The following is a 14,329-nucleotide window of genomic DNA, read 5'->3' as shown; positions in this document are numbered from 1 at the left end:
GTCACGTTCCTTTGCAACGCGGCAATCGGGAGCAGGTGCGAAGAGGAGTTCCACATGAACCAGCAGGTAATGAACCACCAAATCATCAACGAGGCGATCAGCGGCGGAGGGCTTCTGGTTGTGGCGCAATGGGAAGCCAGGGAGGGACAGGCCGACAGGGTCGCCGAGATCCTGCGCGACTTTCTTCCCGAGGCGCAAAGCGAACCCGGAGTAAAGCTGTTCCTGATCAGCCGCGCGACCGAGAACCCGGCGCAGTTTCTGTTCTACGAGCTGTTCCGCGATGAGGCGGCCTTTAAGGCGCATCAGGACAGCGCGCACTTCAAGACCCATATAGCAGGGCAAGCCGTGCCGCTGCTGGCGCGGCGCGAGCGTACGCAATATGCGCTGATGTGAAGCTGCCTCCGGTCAAGCGGCTGCGGGGGGAGGCAATTGCTTGTCGTCGCCCTCCGCATCTCGCGGGAGCTAGAATCTGGGGATATCCGGAAACGCCAGCTTGCCGGCATGGACATGCATGCGGCCGAGTTCGGCGCAGCGGTGCAGCGTCGGGAAAACCTTGCCGGGGTTGAGCAGCCCCTGGGCATCGAATGCGCATTTCAGCCGCTGCTGCTGGTTCAGGTCGATCTCGGAAAACATCTCTGGCATCAGGTCGCGCTTCTCGATGCCGACGCCATGTTCGCCGGTGAGCACGCCGCCGAATTCGACGCAGGCGCGCAGGATATCGGCGCCGAAGGCTTCCGCCCGCTCGATCTCGCCGGGCTGGTTGGCATCGTAGAGGATCAGCGGATGCAGATTGCCGTCGCCGGCGTGGAACACGTTGGCGACGCGCAGACCGTATTTGGCCGAGAGGTCGCGGATGCGGGCCAGCGCCTTCGGCAGCGCGCCGCGCGGAATGGTGCCGTCCATGCAGAGATAGTCGGGCGAAATCCTGCCCACCGCCGGGAATGCCGCCTTGCGGCCGGCCCAGAACAGATTGCGCTCGGCCTCTGACGTGGAAATCTGGCAGGTCGTCGAGCCGCAGCCTTGCGCGATCGCCTCGACCCGCTTGATCAGCTCGTCGACTTCCACGCTCGGGCCATCGAGTTCGATAATCAAAAGCGCCTCGACGTCGAGCGGATAGCCGGCATGGACGAAGGCTTCCGCCGCGTGGATCGCCGGCTTGTCCATCATCTCCATGCCGCCGGGGATGATGCCATTGCCGATGATCCGCGCCACGCATTCGCCGGCGGCCTCGACCTCGGCGAAACCGACCATCAGGGCGCGGGCCGTCTCCGGCTTCTGCAGGATCCGCACCGTGATTTCGGTGATGACGCCGAGCAGCCCTTCGGAGCCGGTGATGATGCCCATCAGGTCGTAGCCTGAGTTCTCCACAGCCTTGCCGCCGATCCGCAAGATCTCGCCCGACATCAGCACGATCTCGCAGCCCAGCACGTTGTTGGTGGTCATGCCGTATTTCAGGCAATGCACCCCGCCGGAATTTTCCGCGACATTGCCGCCGATCGAGCAGGCGATCTGCGACGACGGGTCGGGCGCATAATAGAAGCCGGCATGCGCCACCGCCTGGCTGATGGCAAGATTGGTGACGCCGGGCTCGGTCACCACCACGCGGTTGTCGAAATCAATCTCGCGGATGCGCTTGAACTTGCCGAGCCCCAGCAGCACGCCATCGGCGAGCGGCAGCGCGCCGCCCGATAGCGATGTGCCGGAGCCGCGCGGCACCACCTTGATGCCCTGCTCGAAGCAGTATTTCAGCACCTGCGAGACCTGTTCCGTGGTGTCCGGCAGCACCACGACCATCGGCGGCTGCCGGTACGCCATCAGCCCATCGGACTCGTAGGGCAGCATTTCGGCCGCGCTGTCGATCACGCCCTCACCCGGCACGATCGCGCGCAGGGCTGTGACGATTTCACCGCGACGGCTGAGAACCGCCTGATCGGCAGCCGGCATCATGATGGCCATGCGCGTCCTCCAGGCCCCGCGAATTAACGATTTATGGTGACAAATCAAGCACGTCCACCAAAGTTTGGGTAGGCCATCCAAAGGTTGGATTGCCACAGTCCAAACGATCAGTTCTCTCTGGGACAAGTCTGCAATGGTGAAACCTGTCAAAGTTTCGTGGCTTGTCCCGTCCAGGCGGGCCTGCCACAAGAAATTCGCCTCTCTGACCCGGGAAGAAACGAAGAGCACCACATGAAAACATCGACTTTGAGCGCGCTGGTTTTCGTTACCTCCTTGACCGCGGTATCCGGCGCGCTGGCGCAGGACGCCGCGGCCGGCAAGACCTCGTTCAACAAATGCCTGGCCTGCCACGCGATCGGCGAAGGCGCCAAGAACAAGGTCGGCCCCGTGCTGAACGGGCTCGATGGCCGCAAGTCCGGCACCATCGAGGGCTACTCCTATTCGGACGCCAACAAGAATTCCGGCATTACCTGGAACAAGGACGTGTTCCTCGAATACATCAAGGATCCGAAGGCTAAGATTCCCGGCACCAAGATGGTGTTCGCCGGCATCAAGAACGAGAAAGAGGCAGGCGATCTCTGGACCTATGTCTCCTCGTTCGACAAGGACGGCAAGACGAAGTGAGGTTATCAGCGGCTCTGCACGCGTTGCCGAGCCGCGGCTTCTCGCCAAGTCGTGCGCGCATCCTCAAGCCAGCGTGTGCACGATCACCGGCCCGGCCGTCGCGGTGGCCGGTCCGGTCAACAACGGTGCCAGATCGTGTTCGATCCACGCCAGCGCGCGCTTGTTGGATTCCTCGGCAGCCGCAAAATTGTTGAACAGGCTGATCGCGATCACGGTGTCGTCGGGCGCATAGACCACGTAATAGCCCATGAAACCGTCGACCCCGCTGATGACAGGAATCGCGCCTTCCTTGATCCTGCGTGTGAGTTCTTCGGCCTTGCCAGCCTTGGCCTTGCCCTGACGAATGGCGGCGTACATGGCGCTCTCCCTCGAAGGTCGGCTGCCCGATATCGCTAATCTCAGGTTCATCCCTGGCGGGACGAGCAGCGGAGTCCCGCACGGCCCGATCGTATCGCATCTGAAGCCGTCAGGCGACGTGCGGCGTCACCGTCGCCCCGGATCACGCGAAAAACGCGGGTCGATAGAACCCGGGCTCCGGTTCCCATCAATGGGCCGCCGCTGCCGCCCTCAGCGTCATCGCGCCCTTCATCGCCTCCACTTCCGCGATCACGAGATCGGGCGCCGCCTGCTGGATCATGTGGCCGACGCCGGGCAGCACGATCAGCTTTGCGTTCGGCGCAGTGGCGGCGAGCGGTCGCGAATGGATGTGGGTCGAGACCGTTTTGTCGGATCCATCGCCAGTGATGATCGTCATCGGCGCCGTGATCTCGGCGTAGCGCGGCGCTTGCTCGGCCACCGCCGCCTTTAACGTCACGAAGTCACGCGCATTGGCGATAAATTCGCGCGGCCGCAGCAGCAGCGGCGTCGCAGTGTTCCTGACAAAGTCGTCCGGCATGGTCTGCGGCAGGAAGACGACGCGCGCGCCGCGTTCGGCCAGGAGATGGCCGAGCGGCAGCGTGATTGTGTGGGCGAGCAGCGGGCCGATCATCGGCGTCGCGATGACCTTGTTGTATCGCCCGATGCCGCCCGGCCAGGGATAGGCGACCGGCGCCAGCATTACGAGGCCCGCCATAGTTTGCGGCTCATCCAGCGCCATGCGCAGGCCGAGGGCGCCCGCCCAGGAATGCACCACGAAGATCGCCGGGCCGACGCCGAGCTTTGCCAAAGCCTCCCCGATCATCCGGCCCTGGATTTCGGGCGTCGAATCCTCCAGCCGGAGGCGGGTGCTCCAGCCATGTCCGGGCCGGTCGATCAGGATCACGCGGTGCTTTCCGGCAAGCCGTTCCCCGACCGGCCGCCGCATCACCTCGAGATTGGAACTCGCGCCATGCAGCATCACGATCGGCGGGCCGGCCGCATCGCGCGGCCCTATTTCGAGGATGTGGAGGACACCGCCGGCCACCTCGACCATCCTGCCTTGGGCCGGATGAGCCCGCTGCGCGAGAAAGACGCCGATTTGCGTGACCAGCGCCAGCAGCGCCAGCGCCGCCACTACGATCACTATCGCCATCGAGAATTTCCGGCTGATTTTTTGCACCTGCGAGCTACGGCCCAAACCGGCGCTGGTTTCCGAGGTTGTCCACAGGGGACCGATTCTGTGGATAGCGGGGTCATACTGATGTCATCGACAAATTTGTACAGTGGCGCTGACACTTTCGCCATGTGTGCGCGTGCCTGATTAGGGGGTAGCCGGGCGCTGCGTTGTACCCAACATCCACAGGAACAAGGGCGCTCACTACAAATTGTTCCAGCGTATCATCGGAGGACTGCCCCATGATTTCTGACGCAAGCGAAGCCGCCATCGATCAGATCGTAGCGAGTTGCAATGGCGACATCCGCGGCGCACTCAAGGCCCTGCTGCGGGTAAACGAACAGCTCGAGGCGGAGCTGGCGCAATTCTACGCGGCGGTTGGCCTCGACGGCATGGCGCGCGGTAGCACCGCCGTACACTAAGGCGTTTTAGGGTCGACACATGTTCTCGACACGAAACGGCTTAAAAGCGCTCTAATCGGATTTGTTCTCGTCATCCTGCGCGGGCGGTTCTTCCACCGCCGGGCAACCGCGGATGGTCGAACGGGCCAGCTTGGCGTCGTCAAGCGACTTGAACGGCCCGGATCCAAACCAGATATTTCCGCCGACCTGGGCGTTGATGACGGGATTGCTCGTGACAATCTCGCATTTGTTGGTCGCGCGGTTGCCGGCTACCCAAAAACCACCTTGCGCGAAGGCGCAGGTTCCGGTCGCGACAATCATCGCGCCGGTCAGCAGCAATGATTTCATGGCTCACTCCTGTCACGCCGTCAGCCAATAATAGCGCTTTGGCGGCGCGACGTTCCTGCGTGAACCAGCTCGCGGGGCATCAAGGTTAATCGCGAAAGATCAGATATCGCGGCCTTCGACCTTTTCGGTGAGAGTCTTGACCAGCTCAGGCACCTTCTCGAGATGCGGATTGACGGCCAGCGCCTTGCGGAACGCTTCCAGCGCGCGCCTTTCGTCGCCGATGTCCTGCATGATCATGCCAAGGCCTGCCAGCGCGCCGAAATGCCGGGGCTCGCGGATCAGCACCTGCCGGATGTCCTCCAGCGAACGGGTGTAGTCGTTCTTCAGGTAGTACAGCGTCGCGCGCCGGTTCCATGCCTCGACATAATCGGGACGCAGCTTGACGACCGCATCGAGCAGTTTCAACGCAACGTCGGCCTTCTGCGCTTCCATCGCGGCCTTGGCGCGCAGCATCAACAGCGCAGCTGTGTCGCTCGGGGTCTGCATCCACAGCGCCCAGATCCGCGCCTCGACATGTTTGGCGCTGGCTTCATCGGGAGCGGCCTTCAGGGCGCCGAACAGGAAATCCAGCCCGCGGGTGCGATCGGCGCCGACCTTGGGAAGCTTGCTCGGCGCTTCCGGCAATTTCTTTTGGGCTTTCGGCGGGGGAATGACCCTGGGGTCGTCCTGGGCAACAGCGACCACCGGGACGGCCGTCATGATTGCGGCGAGGACCACGATCCGGCAGTTACGGGCGCTTGGGAATCTCAAAGCCATGGGGCAAGTCTAGACGCGCAAAATCGCGCCGCAAAGCGGCACGTCGTCAAAGACCTGTGAAACGAAGAAAAAAGCCGGCTCAGCGTCCGAGGCTTAGCCTTGGCGGCTTAACCTTGGCGGGCCTTGAAGCGGCGCTGCACCTTGTTGATCACGTAAACTCGGCCCTTGCGGCGGACCAGACGGTTGTTGCGGTGACGCCCACGCAGCGATTTCAAGGAGTTACGGACCTTCATGGGACAATCCTGATGCTTTGAAAGGCCGTGCTGGAGGCCCGAACCTGAGCTACCCGAAAGTGGCAAAATGGGGTTAATCCCGCCAGCGGTAACCGCCCGGGATGGGGCGGTTTCTAAGCAGCGCGGGAGCGTATGTCAATCCAAATGGGCCGTTTTCGGCTCCATCTGTCCTGTTCCGGACCTAACGCCGGATGGCTTATACCACTTGGCATTCAGCCTGGTGGAGTCAAGCTTCCGCATCCGTGGAACTCTGCGGAATCACTGGCAAAACAGGTCGCGCGGAAATTCGACCAGGGCCTCGCCGGTCGCGACCTTTTCGCCCGCCTGGTTCTTCACCACCACGTCGATCAACACCCAGCGGGATTTTTCAGTCGATTGCTTGGCCTTGATGATTCCTGTGGGCTGGATGGTATCGCCGGGCCGGACCGGCTTGACCCACCGCGTCTCCAGCCGCCGGTGGACCGCACCGGCGGGGCAGGCCCAATCGGTGATCATTCGGGAGATCAGCCCGAAATTGTTCATGCCGTGCATGATGATGCCGCCAAAATTGGTCTTGCCGAAATTGCCCTTCATGTAGTCGTCGTCGAGATGCAGCGGGTTGTAGTCGAGCGAGGCATCGCAGAACAGGCGGATGGATTCGCGTGAAACCGCGAATTTCGGGCCGTCGATGACGTCGCCGGCGGAGAGATTGTCGAACGTAGCAGTCATTGATCGCTCCCTCTCACATCGGCCGAATCGTCCAGCCGCGGCCGGAACAGATTACGTCGCCTTTCTGATTGAAAAAGACGTTGTCGTGCACCACGAACAGCCGCTCGCGCTTGATGAACTTGTCGAGCGCGCGGGCCTGCAGGGTGATGACGTCGTTGGGGCGCGCCGGAATGTTGTAGCTCCAGGACTGCCCGGCATTGACGGTGCCGGGCGAGCGCATCCAGTCGTCGGCTGGCGTGCAGGAAAATATCAAGAGGATGTGGATCGAGGGCGGCGCGATCAGCCCGCCATAGCGGGTGGTCTTGGCATAGGCCTCGTCGAAATAGATAGGATGATCCTCGCCGACCGATTTGCAGTACAGCTCGATCGCCTCTTTGGTCAGCGTGTAGGGAATGGTTTTGCGCGGCTCGCCCGGGACGATGTCGTCCCATGTTTTCCGCAAGTTAGCGTCTTTCCAGAAATCGGTCTCGAAGACCTCCGCCTGCGCCATACCATCCTCCCTGATTCCGCTCATATATTTCTGCCGTCTTGCGGAATTTGTTATATAGTATAATCAATTTTCCAGACCCAAAAATCAAGCCGCCGGGGAAGCTCAAATGCCCAAGCTCAAACTGCCCGATATCGAAAAAGTCGTCGCGATCGACATCCATACTCATGCGGAAGAACCCTGCGGCATGCATGGCGACGACGGCTACGACGATTTCCAGGAGCGCATGGCCGACTATTTCAAATCGCCGCACAAACATCCGCCGACTGTGCCGGAAACCGCGGCCTATTACCGTTCCAAGAACATCGCGGCCGTGATCTTTCCGGTCGACGCCGAGCGCGAAACCGGTTTCCGCCGCTACAACAATTACGAGATGCTGGAAGTCGCGTCCGACAATCTCGACGTTCTGATCCCCTTCGTCTCGATCGATCCGCACAAGGGCAAGCTTGGCGTGCGCGAGGCGAAGAAGCTGATGGAGGAATACGGCGTCCGCGGCTTCAAATTCCATCCGACCATGCAGGGTTTTTACGCCAACGACCGCATGGCCTATCCGCTGTACGAGGCGATCAACGACGGCGGCGCGATCGCGCTGTTTCACACCGGCCAGACCGGCGTCGGCTCGGGCATGCCCGGCGGCATGGGGATGCGGCTGAAATATTCCAACCCGATGTACATGGACGATGTGGCGGCGGATTTCCCCGACCTGAAAATCATCCTCGCGCACCCTTCCTTCCCCTGGCAGGAAGAGGCGTTGTCGGTCGCGACCCACAAGCCGAACGTCTATATCGACCTCTCCGGCTGGTCGCCGAAATATTTTCCGCCGATCCTGGTGCGCTACATCAACTCGATCCTGCAGGACAAGATGCTGTTCGGCTCGGATTGGCCGGTGATTACGCCGGACCGCTGGCTGGCGGATTTCGCCAAGCTCGACATCCGCGAGGAAATCAGGCCGAAGGTTTTGAAGGCCAACGCGCGGAAGATTTTGGGTATATAACGAAAGGCTCCCTCATCGGCGAAGCGTTGAGATGGCCCGTGACGAAATTCGCTAAGACCATCACCTTCCTCGCGGCGCTCCTGACCGGAAGCGTGGCTGATTGCTTTGCAGGTGAATCTTCCGCGATCGTGGTCGAAATCGAGAGCCCGCTTGCCAGTACGCATCCGCTCCAGGGTTACCTGAGGCGAGCCAACAATACGGGACCCGCGCCCGCGGTGGTGTTGCTGCATAGCTGCCATGGAAACTGGAAACGGATCGATGAACGCTGGGGAAAGCGGATCGCGTCCTGGGGCTATGTGGTGCTCACGGTAGATAGCTTGGGTCCGCGCGGTCTCAAAACGTGCGACGGCAGGGCTCCGAAGGATTCGGCCACGGACGCCTACCGTGCGCTGAACTTTCTGGTGAGCGATCAATTCGTCGATCCCAATCGTGTTGCAGTGATTGGTTTTGCGAATGGCGGCCGGGTGGCCCTGATGTCGGTCGAACATGGCTATCTGGAACAGGCATCGCCGACCAAGTTCCGCGCAGCCGTTGCGTTTTATCCGTCTTGCCTTAACTTGAAGGGCGAGATGACCGCGCCGGCGCTGATCCTGATCGGCGAGCTCGACGATTGGGCCTTGGCCAAGGAATGCCGGAATATGGTGGAGCGCCGAGACGACTGGGGGATATCGCGGCAGAAGGACAAGGGCGTGCCGATCAAGCTGATGGTCCTTCCCGGCGCCTATCACGCATTCGATGCTCCGCAGCTCACGACGCCGCTCCTGTTGAAGGGTCACCACCTCGAATTCAACCAGTCGGCGACAGATCAATCGTCCGAGGCGCTGCGCGAATTTCTCGATTCAACGATCGGCGCCAAAGAGTAGTTACAGTGACCATCAAAGCCGTTGTGTTCGACGCCTATGGCACGCTTTACGACATCCAGTCGGTGGCTGACGTCACCGAGGATGCGTTTCCCGGCTATGGCGGGATCATCACGCAGGTCTGGCGCATCAAGCAGCTCGAATACACCTGGCTGCGCTCGCTGATGCGGCACTACCGGGATTTCTCCGAAGTGACGCGCGACTCGCTGGCCTACACGCTTGATAGCCTCGGGCTCGAATATGACGACGACACGTTCACGCGCATCATCGACAAATACCTGCATCTCGATCTCTATCCGGATGCCCTTGCGACGCTTTCGGCGATGAAGGACCGCAAGCTCGCCATCCTGTCCAACGGCAGCCCCGATATGCTCGACACGCTGGTGCGCAACAGCGGGCTCGACCGCGTGCTCGATGCGGTCATCAGCGTCGACGCCAGGAAGATTTTCAAGCCCAGCCCCGAAGCCTACATGCTGATCGAGGAGGTGCTGCATGTGCCGCCCGGCGAGGTGCTGTTCATCTCGGCCAATCCCTGGGACGCCTGCGGCGCCAAGGCGTGCGGGCTCAACGTCGCCTGGATCGAGCGGGTGACGCCGGAAGCGATGGCATTGGCCTGCCTCGAAAGCGAGACGCTGCCGCCATTGACGATGTTTTGGGCGTTGCGTACCCAGATGGATGAACTCGGCGTCATGCCCGATCATCGCATCCACGGCCTCGCCGAACTTCCCACCCTGGTGTCTGCCCAAAGGTCCTGAACAAGATGAGCCTTGAGTCCGTCCGCGCCTTCTTCGCAGAAAAGGCGCCCGATATCTCCGTGATCGAATCCAGCATGAGCTCCGCCACCGTCGCGCTAGCCGCCGAAGCCTATGGCGTCGAGCCGGCGCGGATCGCCAAGACGCTGTCCCTGCGGGTCGGAGACCGCGTGGTGCTGATCGTGGCCGCCGGCACCTCGCGAATGGACAACAAGAAGGTGAAGGCGCTGTTCGGGGGAAAGCCGAAAATGCTCGGCCTCGAGGAAGTCGCCGAGATCACCGGGCACGAAGTCGGCGGCGTCTGTCCGTTCGGATTGAAGAAGCCGCTGCCGGTCTATTGCGACGTCTCGCTGAAGGCGTTCGATATCGTGGTGCCGGCCGCGGGCTCGACCCATAGCGCGGTGAAGATTACGCCGGCACGCATGGCGGAGCTGACGGCAGCCGAATGGGTCGACGTCTGCGAACTCAGGCCCGCGCCGGAAGAGCCGGCCTATTCGTCTTCCTCATAATAGAACGGTCGCGGCTGGGGCCGCACGGCCTGCGGCTGCACTTGTTGCGGCGCGCGCGAACGAGGCACCATCTGCTGTGGCACACGCTGTGTTGGCTGCTGTGCATTGGCCTGCGATTCGAATACCGCGCGGCAATTGCTGGAGAGCTGCGGCGTGTTCTGCCGCAAGCAGGCCACGATCCGGTTGACATCCGGGATCTGGTCGCCGCAGAGCCGCCAGACATCCGGCGTGCAGGCCATCTGCTGTTCCCAGGTTCCGCGGTATTCCTGCGACGACGCGGGAGCGATCACGCCTATTCCGCCGATCGCGATGGCGAGGCCGAGGACAATCCGCTGCGTTCGCATGGATAAAGTCCTTTCGTTCGATTTCGAGTTGACGCGGAACTCCGCGCGGCGGCGGCGTTCAGCCTGCGGAATGAATGCGGCCACGCGACGTTAGTGCGAACAAAAAATTGTGAAGCGGGTTCCCTACTCCACCTTGCCGATCTTCTTCACCGCCGCGACCAGCCGCGCGCTGTCTTCCGCGACGAATTTTGCAAATTCCGGCGCGTCGAGATAGGCGACCGGGCTGCCGGCGGTCTCGAAGGTCTTCACCACCTCCGGCGCCTTCACCGCTTGCGCCATCGCCTCACGCAGCCGCGTCATGATCGGTGCCGGCAAGGCTACTTGCGCGAACAATCCCGCCCAGATGTAGAACTCGACATCCTTGTAGCCGAGTTCGCGGAAGGTCGGCAGGTCGGGGAAACTCTTGACGCGCTCGGCGCCCCAATTGGCGAGCACGCGCATCTTGCCGTCATCGACCTGCTGCTTCAGCGTGCCCGGGGCGGATGCCATCGCCTGTACGGTGCCGCTCAAGAGCGCGGCTAGTGCGGGGCCGGCGCCGCGGAACGGCACATGCAGCAATTTGATGCCGGCGCTCGCCGCAAACATTTCCATCGCCACATGCAGCGTGCCGTAGGGACCGGACGAGCCATACGGAATTTGCCCGGGACGTTTTTTGGCGTCATCGACGAAATCCTGCAGCGTCTTCCACGGCGCAGACGCCGGCACCGCCAATAGCGTGGGATCGGCCAGCACGCGCGCGATCGGCGCGAACTGCGCGACCTCATACGCCACCGGGCGATCGAACAGCCGGTCGGCTTCGGGCAATACGGCCAGCGAGGACAGCGTCATCAATAGCGTGTGGCCATCGGGCTCGGCGCGCGCTGCTGCCGCATTGCCGACCGATCCGCCACCGCCGCCGGCGCGGTTGTCGACGATCACGGGCTTGCCGAGGATCCGCTCCAGCGCCTGCGCGATCGGGCGTGCGGCGAGATCGGCTTGGCCGCCGGGCGGGAATGGGACGATCATGGTGATGTTGCGCGAGGGATATGGGGCTTGCGCGGAGGCGGCGTTGGAGAGCGCGGCTTGCGCCAGCGGCAGCGCGGCGGCGGCCTTGAGAAGTTCGCGGCGGTTCATTGGTGGGTGCCTCCTCGGCGTTTGTTTTCGTTGTTGAAGACAGCCTAACCTCATTTCGTAGGGTGGGCAAAGCGAAGCGTGCCCACCATCCCTCGGCCTTGGCGCTCATTGCGTGCGTTCAACGAACTTTCCGGCCGTGCGCATCTGCGGGAGCGATAGCGGCCACCACCTCAATCTCCCATTCCGGAAGGGCTCAATCCGGTTTCGCTGCCTCGTCATCCGATCTACAATGAACCCGCGCCCCAAATCTCTCATGCAAAGTCGGGGGATTCGAGTTGCCGATCAACGCCCAAACATTGAACGACATCGTCAGGCGCGAACTGGCAACTGTAACCGACGCTCGCGTTGTCGCGCACATTCGGGGATTGCTGGTATCCCCGAAGGTTGTGCTTCGCGATTGGGACTATGGCTCACCAGGCCAACAGTATCCTTGCTGGATCGTTCTCAACGATGCTGGGCATTCGGACACGGCGATCGGCTATTGCGAATACGGCTTTGGACCGCGTTGCCCGTGGGGGCTGCTTCACTACGCGGACGATCCACAGCATCAAAGCATGGGTATGGATTCTGGCTGGTTTCCAACTTTTCTCGAAGCCTTTTTCGACTCATCCGCAGCTACTCGGCTTCCTATCTGGCGGATTTTCAAGGCTGCTGGCGACGGAGCTCGCACTCCGCTAACGGACGAAGGCCCATGGCAGGACACGTGGAAGCGGATCGAGGCGTTGCGAAGTCAGGATCCGACGGCCCGTTATGACTGCGATCACAGCATTTCTTATGGGCGTTAGCCTCAAACCGTAGGGGTGGGCGAAGCGCAGCGTGGCCTCCATCTCTAGGGCCTCGGTGTTCATTGTGCGCGTTCAGCTAATTTCCGGCCGTGCATATCAGCGGTGGACACGCTGCGCTTTGCCCACCCTACGAGACTACTTCCGCTTCTTCGCCTTCGCAAAATGCTTCGCCAAAAACTCCGCCAGCACTTCCACGCGCGCGGGCCGCGGGCCGCCGGGCGGGGTGACCAGATGCACCGCGCCTTCCGGCTGGTGCCAGCCTTTCAGGATCACCTCGACTTCGCCCGATGCAACGGCGTCGCCCACGATGAAGTCCGGCAGGTCGGCGATGCCGAGCCCGGCGATGACGCTCGGCAACAACGCCTCGCCATTATTGACGCGGAGCTGGCCCGCGGGCCGCACGCTGGCCTGCTCGCCAGAGCCGTTGGTGTAGTGCCAGACGCCGGGTGTGGAGAGATAGGCGTAGTCGAAGCATTTATGCTCCGCAAGATGCATGGGATGCGTCGGCCTGCCGTGGCGTTTCAGGTATGACGGCGCCGCTACCGTGTAGCGCGCCATCGCGCACAGTCGCCGCGCGATCAGCGAAGAGTCTGGCAGCCGCGCGATGCGCAGGCCGGCATCGAACCCTTCGCCGATCAGGTCCACCGTTGCGTCGCTCAGGTGCAGGTCGATCGAGACTTCCGGATAGGTGCTAAGAAATTCCGGCAAGATCGGCGCGACGGCTTTCACGCCGAATGTCATGGGTACCGCGAGCCGCACCAGCCCGCGCGGCGCCATCGATTGCGATAACGCCTCGTTCTCGACGTCTTCACCATCAGCCAGCAGGCGCGCCGCACGCCCGGCGAGCTTCTGCCCGGCATCGGTCAATGCGAGCCGCCGCGAGGTGCGGTTGAACAGCCGCGCGCCGAGCCGCTGCTCCAGCCGGCTGACCGCCTTGGACACCGTCGCCTTGGACAGCGCCAGTTCGGTCGCGGTTGCTGCAAACGACCGCATTTCCACGACTTTTGCGAAAATCGCCAGCGCCTCGAAATCCGGGAGCTTTGACATGCGGATCGCCTTCAAGGTCAATTCTGGAAACAATGCGTTTCAATAGTTTCTATTTCTATACCACGCCGGGCGGCATATCCAATGGCCATCGGAATGCAAGCAACGGAGAAATCCAATGATCGAACTCAGACCTTTTGCAAGACTCGCCAGCGCCGATCACGGCTGGCTGAAGGCAAAACATCACTTCTCGTTCGGCAGCCATTACGATCCCGATAATATGGGCCACGGCGCGTTGCGGGTGTGGAACGATGACGAGATCGCGCCGAACACCGGCTTTCCCGCCCATCCCCACGCCAACATGGAAATCATCACCTATGTGCGCGAAGGCGCCATCACGCACCAGGACTCGCTTGGCAACGAGGGCCGAACGGAAGCCGGCGACGTGCAGGTGATGAGCGCCGGAAGCGGCATTCGTCATTCCGAATACAATCTGGAATCTTCGAAGACCAAGATCTTCCAGATCTGGATCGAGCCGACCACGAAGGGCGGCCAGCCGACCTGGGGCGCGAAACCGTTTCCGAAGTCGGATCGCTCCGGCAAGCTCATCACCATCGCCAGCGGCATCGCCGGCGACAAGGATGCGCTGCCGATCCGCGCCGATGCGCGGGTGCTCGCTACCACGCTGAAGGCCGGCGAAAGCGCGGAATACGAACCGCAGAAGGCGCGTCATCTTTATCTCGTGCCGGCGGCCGGCAGCCTCGAAGTCAACGGCGTTCGCGTCAACGCCCGCGATGGTGCTGCGATCCGCGACGAGGCGAAGCTGACGATTACCGCGCTGGAAGATTCCGAACTGGTGCTGGTCGATGCGGCGTAGCGCCACTCGCTGATCGTCATGCCCGGGCTTGCCCCGGGCATCCATCCTCTTCGCGAGGAGTCTTTCG

20 protein-coding genes are annotated in these 14,329 nt (G+C 62.1%); 9 read left to right on the top strand and 11 right to left on the bottom strand.

From position 1 onward, the window contains the following. Nucleotides 1-54: 54 nt before the first annotated feature. Nucleotides 55-393, top strand: coding sequence for a putative quinol monooxygenase (locus tag V1279_RS03060; RefSeq protein ID WP_334432340.1), 339 nt, complete (start codon nucleotides 55-57; stop codon nucleotides 391-393). A 69-nt stretch (nucleotides 394-462) separates the two neighbouring features. Here V1279_RS03060 and V1279_RS03055 read toward each other — a convergent pair whose 3' ends face one another. Continuing rightward, nucleotides 463-1,956 (bottom strand): FAD-linked oxidase C-terminal domain-containing protein, encoded by a 1,494-nt coding sequence (locus tag V1279_RS03055; protein ID WP_334432337.1) that lies wholly within the window; start codon nucleotides 1,954-1,956, stop codon nucleotides 463-465. Nucleotides 1,957-2,187: 231 nt separating this feature from the next. Here V1279_RS03055 and cycA point away from each other — a divergent pair, with 231 nt between their 5' ends. Further along, complete coding sequence (cycA, locus tag V1279_RS03050; protein WP_334432334.1) at nucleotides 2,188-2,580, top strand: cytochrome c-550 CycA; 393 nt, start codon at nucleotides 2,188-2,190, stop codon at nucleotides 2,578-2,580. Nucleotides 2,581-2,643: 63 nt separating this feature from the next. Here the strand turns inward: cycA and V1279_RS03045 are convergent, their stop codons facing one another. Both V1279_RS03045 and V1279_RS03040 read right to left on the bottom strand, forming a co-directional pair. Next, nucleotides 2,644-2,937, bottom strand: coding sequence for an antibiotic biosynthesis monooxygenase (locus V1279_RS03045; RefSeq protein ID WP_334432332.1), 294 nt, complete (start codon nucleotides 2,935-2,937; stop codon nucleotides 2,644-2,646). 187 nt (nucleotides 2,938-3,124) lie between these two features. Further along, nucleotides 3,125-4,090 carry an alpha/beta fold hydrolase gene (locus V1279_RS03040; RefSeq protein ID WP_334432330.1) on the bottom strand — a complete coding sequence of 322 codons (966 nt, stop codon included), beginning with the start codon at nucleotides 4,088-4,090 and terminating at the stop codon, nucleotides 3,125-3,127. Between the two features lie 263 nt (nucleotides 4,091-4,353). Here V1279_RS03040 and V1279_RS03035 point away from each other — a divergent pair, with 263 nt between their 5' ends. Then, nucleotides 4,354-4,533 carry a hypothetical protein gene (locus V1279_RS03035; protein ID WP_334432327.1) on the top strand — a complete coding sequence of 60 codons (180 nt, stop codon included), beginning with the start codon at nucleotides 4,354-4,356 and terminating at the stop codon, nucleotides 4,531-4,533. Between the two features lie 51 nt (nucleotides 4,534-4,584). On the opposite strand, the gene V1279_RS03030 is transcribed toward V1279_RS03035, so the two are convergent. From V1279_RS03030 to V1279_RS03010, 5 genes are all read right to left on the bottom strand, one after another. Continuing rightward, the gene (locus tag V1279_RS03030) at nucleotides 4,585-4,860 is read right to left on the bottom strand and encodes a hypothetical protein (protein ID WP_334432324.1); all 276 of its coding nucleotides are present in this window, start codon (nucleotides 4,858-4,860) and stop codon (nucleotides 4,585-4,587) included. A gap of 99 nt (nucleotides 4,861-4,959) precedes the next feature. Continuing rightward, the gene (locus V1279_RS03025; protein WP_442894871.1) at nucleotides 4,960-5,559 is read right to left on the bottom strand and encodes a tetratricopeptide repeat protein; all 600 of its coding nucleotides are present in this window, start codon (nucleotides 5,557-5,559) and stop codon (nucleotides 4,960-4,962) included. A gap of 164 nt (nucleotides 5,560-5,723) precedes the next feature. After that, nucleotides 5,724-5,849 (bottom strand): type B 50S ribosomal protein L36, encoded by a 126-nt coding sequence (ykgO, locus tag V1279_RS03020; protein ID WP_002718645.1) that lies wholly within the window; start codon nucleotides 5,847-5,849, stop codon nucleotides 5,724-5,726. A 258-nt stretch (nucleotides 5,850-6,107) separates the two neighbouring features. Beyond that, nucleotides 6,108-6,557 (bottom strand): MaoC family dehydratase, encoded by a 450-nt coding sequence (locus V1279_RS03015; protein WP_334432319.1) that lies wholly within the window; start codon nucleotides 6,555-6,557, stop codon nucleotides 6,108-6,110. Nucleotides 6,558-6,570: 13 nt separating this feature from the next. Further along, nucleotides 6,571-7,047, bottom strand: a complete 477-nt coding sequence (locus V1279_RS03010) for a MaoC family dehydratase (protein WP_334446179.1) — start codon at nucleotides 7,045-7,047, stop codon at nucleotides 6,571-6,573. Between the two features lie 106 nt (nucleotides 7,048-7,153). On the opposite strand from V1279_RS03010, the gene V1279_RS03005 reads away from it, so the two are divergent. The 4 genes from V1279_RS03005 to V1279_RS02990 are packed head-to-tail and all read left to right on the top strand — an operon-like array spanning nucleotide 7,154 to nucleotide 10,159. After that, nucleotides 7,154-8,038 (top strand): amidohydrolase family protein, encoded by an 885-nt coding sequence (locus V1279_RS03005; protein WP_334432317.1) that lies wholly within the window; start codon nucleotides 7,154-7,156, stop codon nucleotides 8,036-8,038. Nucleotides 8,039-8,076: 38 nt separating this feature from the next. Then, nucleotides 8,077-8,901 (top strand): dienelactone hydrolase family protein, encoded by an 825-nt coding sequence (locus V1279_RS03000; RefSeq protein WP_334432315.1) that lies wholly within the window; start codon nucleotides 8,077-8,079, stop codon nucleotides 8,899-8,901. Nucleotides 8,902-8,906: 5 nt separating this feature from the next. Further along, the gene (locus V1279_RS02995) at nucleotides 8,907-9,653 is read left to right on the top strand and encodes a haloacid dehalogenase type II (protein WP_334432312.1); all 747 of its coding nucleotides are present in this window, start codon (nucleotides 8,907-8,909) and stop codon (nucleotides 9,651-9,653) included. 5 nt (nucleotides 9,654-9,658) lie between these two features. After that, nucleotides 9,659-10,159: a YbaK/EbsC family protein gene (locus tag V1279_RS02990; RefSeq protein ID WP_334432310.1), complete on the top strand. Its 501-nt coding sequence runs from the start codon at nucleotides 9,659-9,661 to the stop codon at nucleotides 10,157-10,159. On the opposite strand, the gene V1279_RS02985 is transcribed toward V1279_RS02990, so the two are convergent. Both V1279_RS02985 and V1279_RS02980 read right to left on the bottom strand, forming a co-directional pair. Further along, nucleotides 10,141-10,503: a hypothetical protein gene (locus V1279_RS02985; protein ID WP_334432306.1), complete on the bottom strand. Its 363-nt coding sequence runs from the start codon at nucleotides 10,501-10,503 to the stop codon at nucleotides 10,141-10,143. The two genes, V1279_RS02990 and V1279_RS02985, sit on opposite strands and share 19 nt — an antisense overlap. A gap of 123 nt (nucleotides 10,504-10,626) precedes the next feature. Next, complete coding sequence (locus V1279_RS02980; RefSeq protein WP_334432303.1) at nucleotides 10,627-11,616, bottom strand: tripartite tricarboxylate transporter substrate binding protein; 990 nt, start codon at nucleotides 11,614-11,616, stop codon at nucleotides 10,627-10,629. 275 nt (nucleotides 11,617-11,891) lie between these two features. Here V1279_RS02980 and V1279_RS02975 point away from each other — a divergent pair, with 275 nt between their 5' ends. Next, entirely contained in the window at nucleotides 11,892-12,401 is a 510-nt protein-coding gene (locus tag V1279_RS02975) for a hypothetical protein (RefSeq protein WP_334432301.1), read from the top strand. A 135-nt stretch (nucleotides 12,402-12,536) separates the two neighbouring features. Here V1279_RS02975 and V1279_RS02970 read toward each other — a convergent pair whose 3' ends face one another. Further along, nucleotides 12,537-13,448 carry a LysR family transcriptional regulator gene (locus tag V1279_RS02970; protein ID WP_334432299.1) on the bottom strand — a complete coding sequence of 304 codons (912 nt, stop codon included), beginning with the start codon at nucleotides 13,446-13,448 and terminating at the stop codon, nucleotides 12,537-12,539. Nucleotides 13,449-13,563: 115 nt separating this feature from the next. Here V1279_RS02970 and V1279_RS02965 point away from each other — a divergent pair, with 115 nt between their 5' ends. Further along, on the top strand, nucleotides 13,564-14,262 hold the full coding sequence (locus V1279_RS02965) for a pirin family protein (protein WP_334432296.1): 699 nt from the start codon (nucleotides 13,564-13,566) through the stop codon (nucleotides 14,260-14,262). Nucleotides 14,263-14,329: the final 67 nt, after the last annotated feature.

Origin of the sequence: Bradyrhizobium sp. AZCC 1610 (genome assembly GCF_036924515.1) — a bacterium.
GTDB lineage: Bacteria > Pseudomonadota > Alphaproteobacteria > Rhizobiales > Xanthobacteraceae > Bradyrhizobium.
Note: the sequence above shows the minus strand (reverse complement) of the source record. Positions and strands in the feature narration are given on the sequence as shown.

What these genes read in the sequence shown, in the direction of transcription:
- V1279_RS03060 (WP_334432340.1), top strand. Translation starts at nt 55, where the DNA reads ATGAACCAGCAGGTAATGAACCACCAAATCATCAACGAGGCGATCAGC.
- V1279_RS03055 (WP_334432337.1), bottom strand. Translation starts at nt 1,956, where the DNA reads ATGGCCATCATGATGCCGGCTGCCGATCAGGCGGTTCTCAGCCGTCGC.
- cycA (WP_334432334.1), top strand. Translation starts at nt 2,188, where the DNA reads ATGAAAACATCGACTTTGAGCGCGCTGGTTTTCGTTACCTCCTTGACC.
- V1279_RS03045 (WP_334432332.1), bottom strand. Translation starts at nt 2,937, where the DNA reads ATGTACGCCGCCATTCGTCAGGGCAAGGCCAAGGCTGGCAAGGCCGAA.
- V1279_RS03040 (WP_334432330.1), bottom strand. Translation starts at nt 4,090, where the DNA reads ATGGCGATAGTGATCGTAGTGGCGGCGCTGGCGCTGCTGGCGCTGGTC.
- V1279_RS03035 (WP_334432327.1), top strand. Translation starts at nt 4,354, where the DNA reads ATGATTTCTGACGCAAGCGAAGCCGCCATCGATCAGATCGTAGCGAGT.
- V1279_RS03030 (WP_334432324.1), bottom strand. Translation starts at nt 4,860, where the DNA reads ATGAAATCATTGCTGCTGACCGGCGCGATGATTGTCGCGACCGGAACC.
- V1279_RS03025 (WP_442894871.1), bottom strand. Translation starts at nt 5,559, where the DNA reads ATGACGGCCGTCCCGGTGGTCGCTGTTGCCCAGGACGACCCCAGGGTC.
- ykgO (WP_002718645.1), bottom strand. Translation starts at nt 5,849, where the DNA reads ATGAAGGTCCGTAACTCCTTGAAATCGCTGCGTGGGCGTCACCGCAAC.
- V1279_RS03015 (WP_334432319.1), bottom strand. Translation starts at nt 6,557, where the DNA reads ATGACTGCTACGTTCGACAATCTCTCCGCCGGCGACGTCATCGACGGC.
- V1279_RS03010 (WP_334446179.1), bottom strand. Translation starts at nt 7,047, where the DNA reads ATGGCGCAGGCGGAGGTCTTCGAGACCGATTTCTGGAAAGACGCTAAC.
- V1279_RS03005 (WP_334432317.1), top strand. Translation starts at nt 7,154, where the DNA reads ATGCCCAAGCTCAAACTGCCCGATATCGAAAAAGTCGTCGCGATCGAC.
- V1279_RS02990 (WP_334432310.1), top strand. Translation starts at nt 9,659, where the DNA reads ATGAGCCTTGAGTCCGTCCGCGCCTTCTTCGCAGAAAAGGCGCCCGAT.
- V1279_RS02985 (WP_334432306.1), bottom strand. Translation starts at nt 10,503, where the DNA reads ATGCGAACGCAGCGGATTGTCCTCGGCCTCGCCATCGCGATCGGCGGA.
- V1279_RS02980 (WP_334432303.1), bottom strand. Translation starts at nt 11,616, where the DNA reads ATGAACCGCCGCGAACTTCTCAAGGCCGCCGCCGCGCTGCCGCTGGCG.
- V1279_RS02970 (WP_334432299.1), bottom strand. Translation starts at nt 13,448, where the DNA reads ATGTCAAAGCTCCCGGATTTCGAGGCGCTGGCGATTTTCGCAAAAGTC.
- V1279_RS02965 (WP_334432296.1), top strand. Translation starts at nt 13,564, where the DNA reads ATGATCGAACTCAGACCTTTTGCAAGACTCGCCAGCGCCGATCACGGC.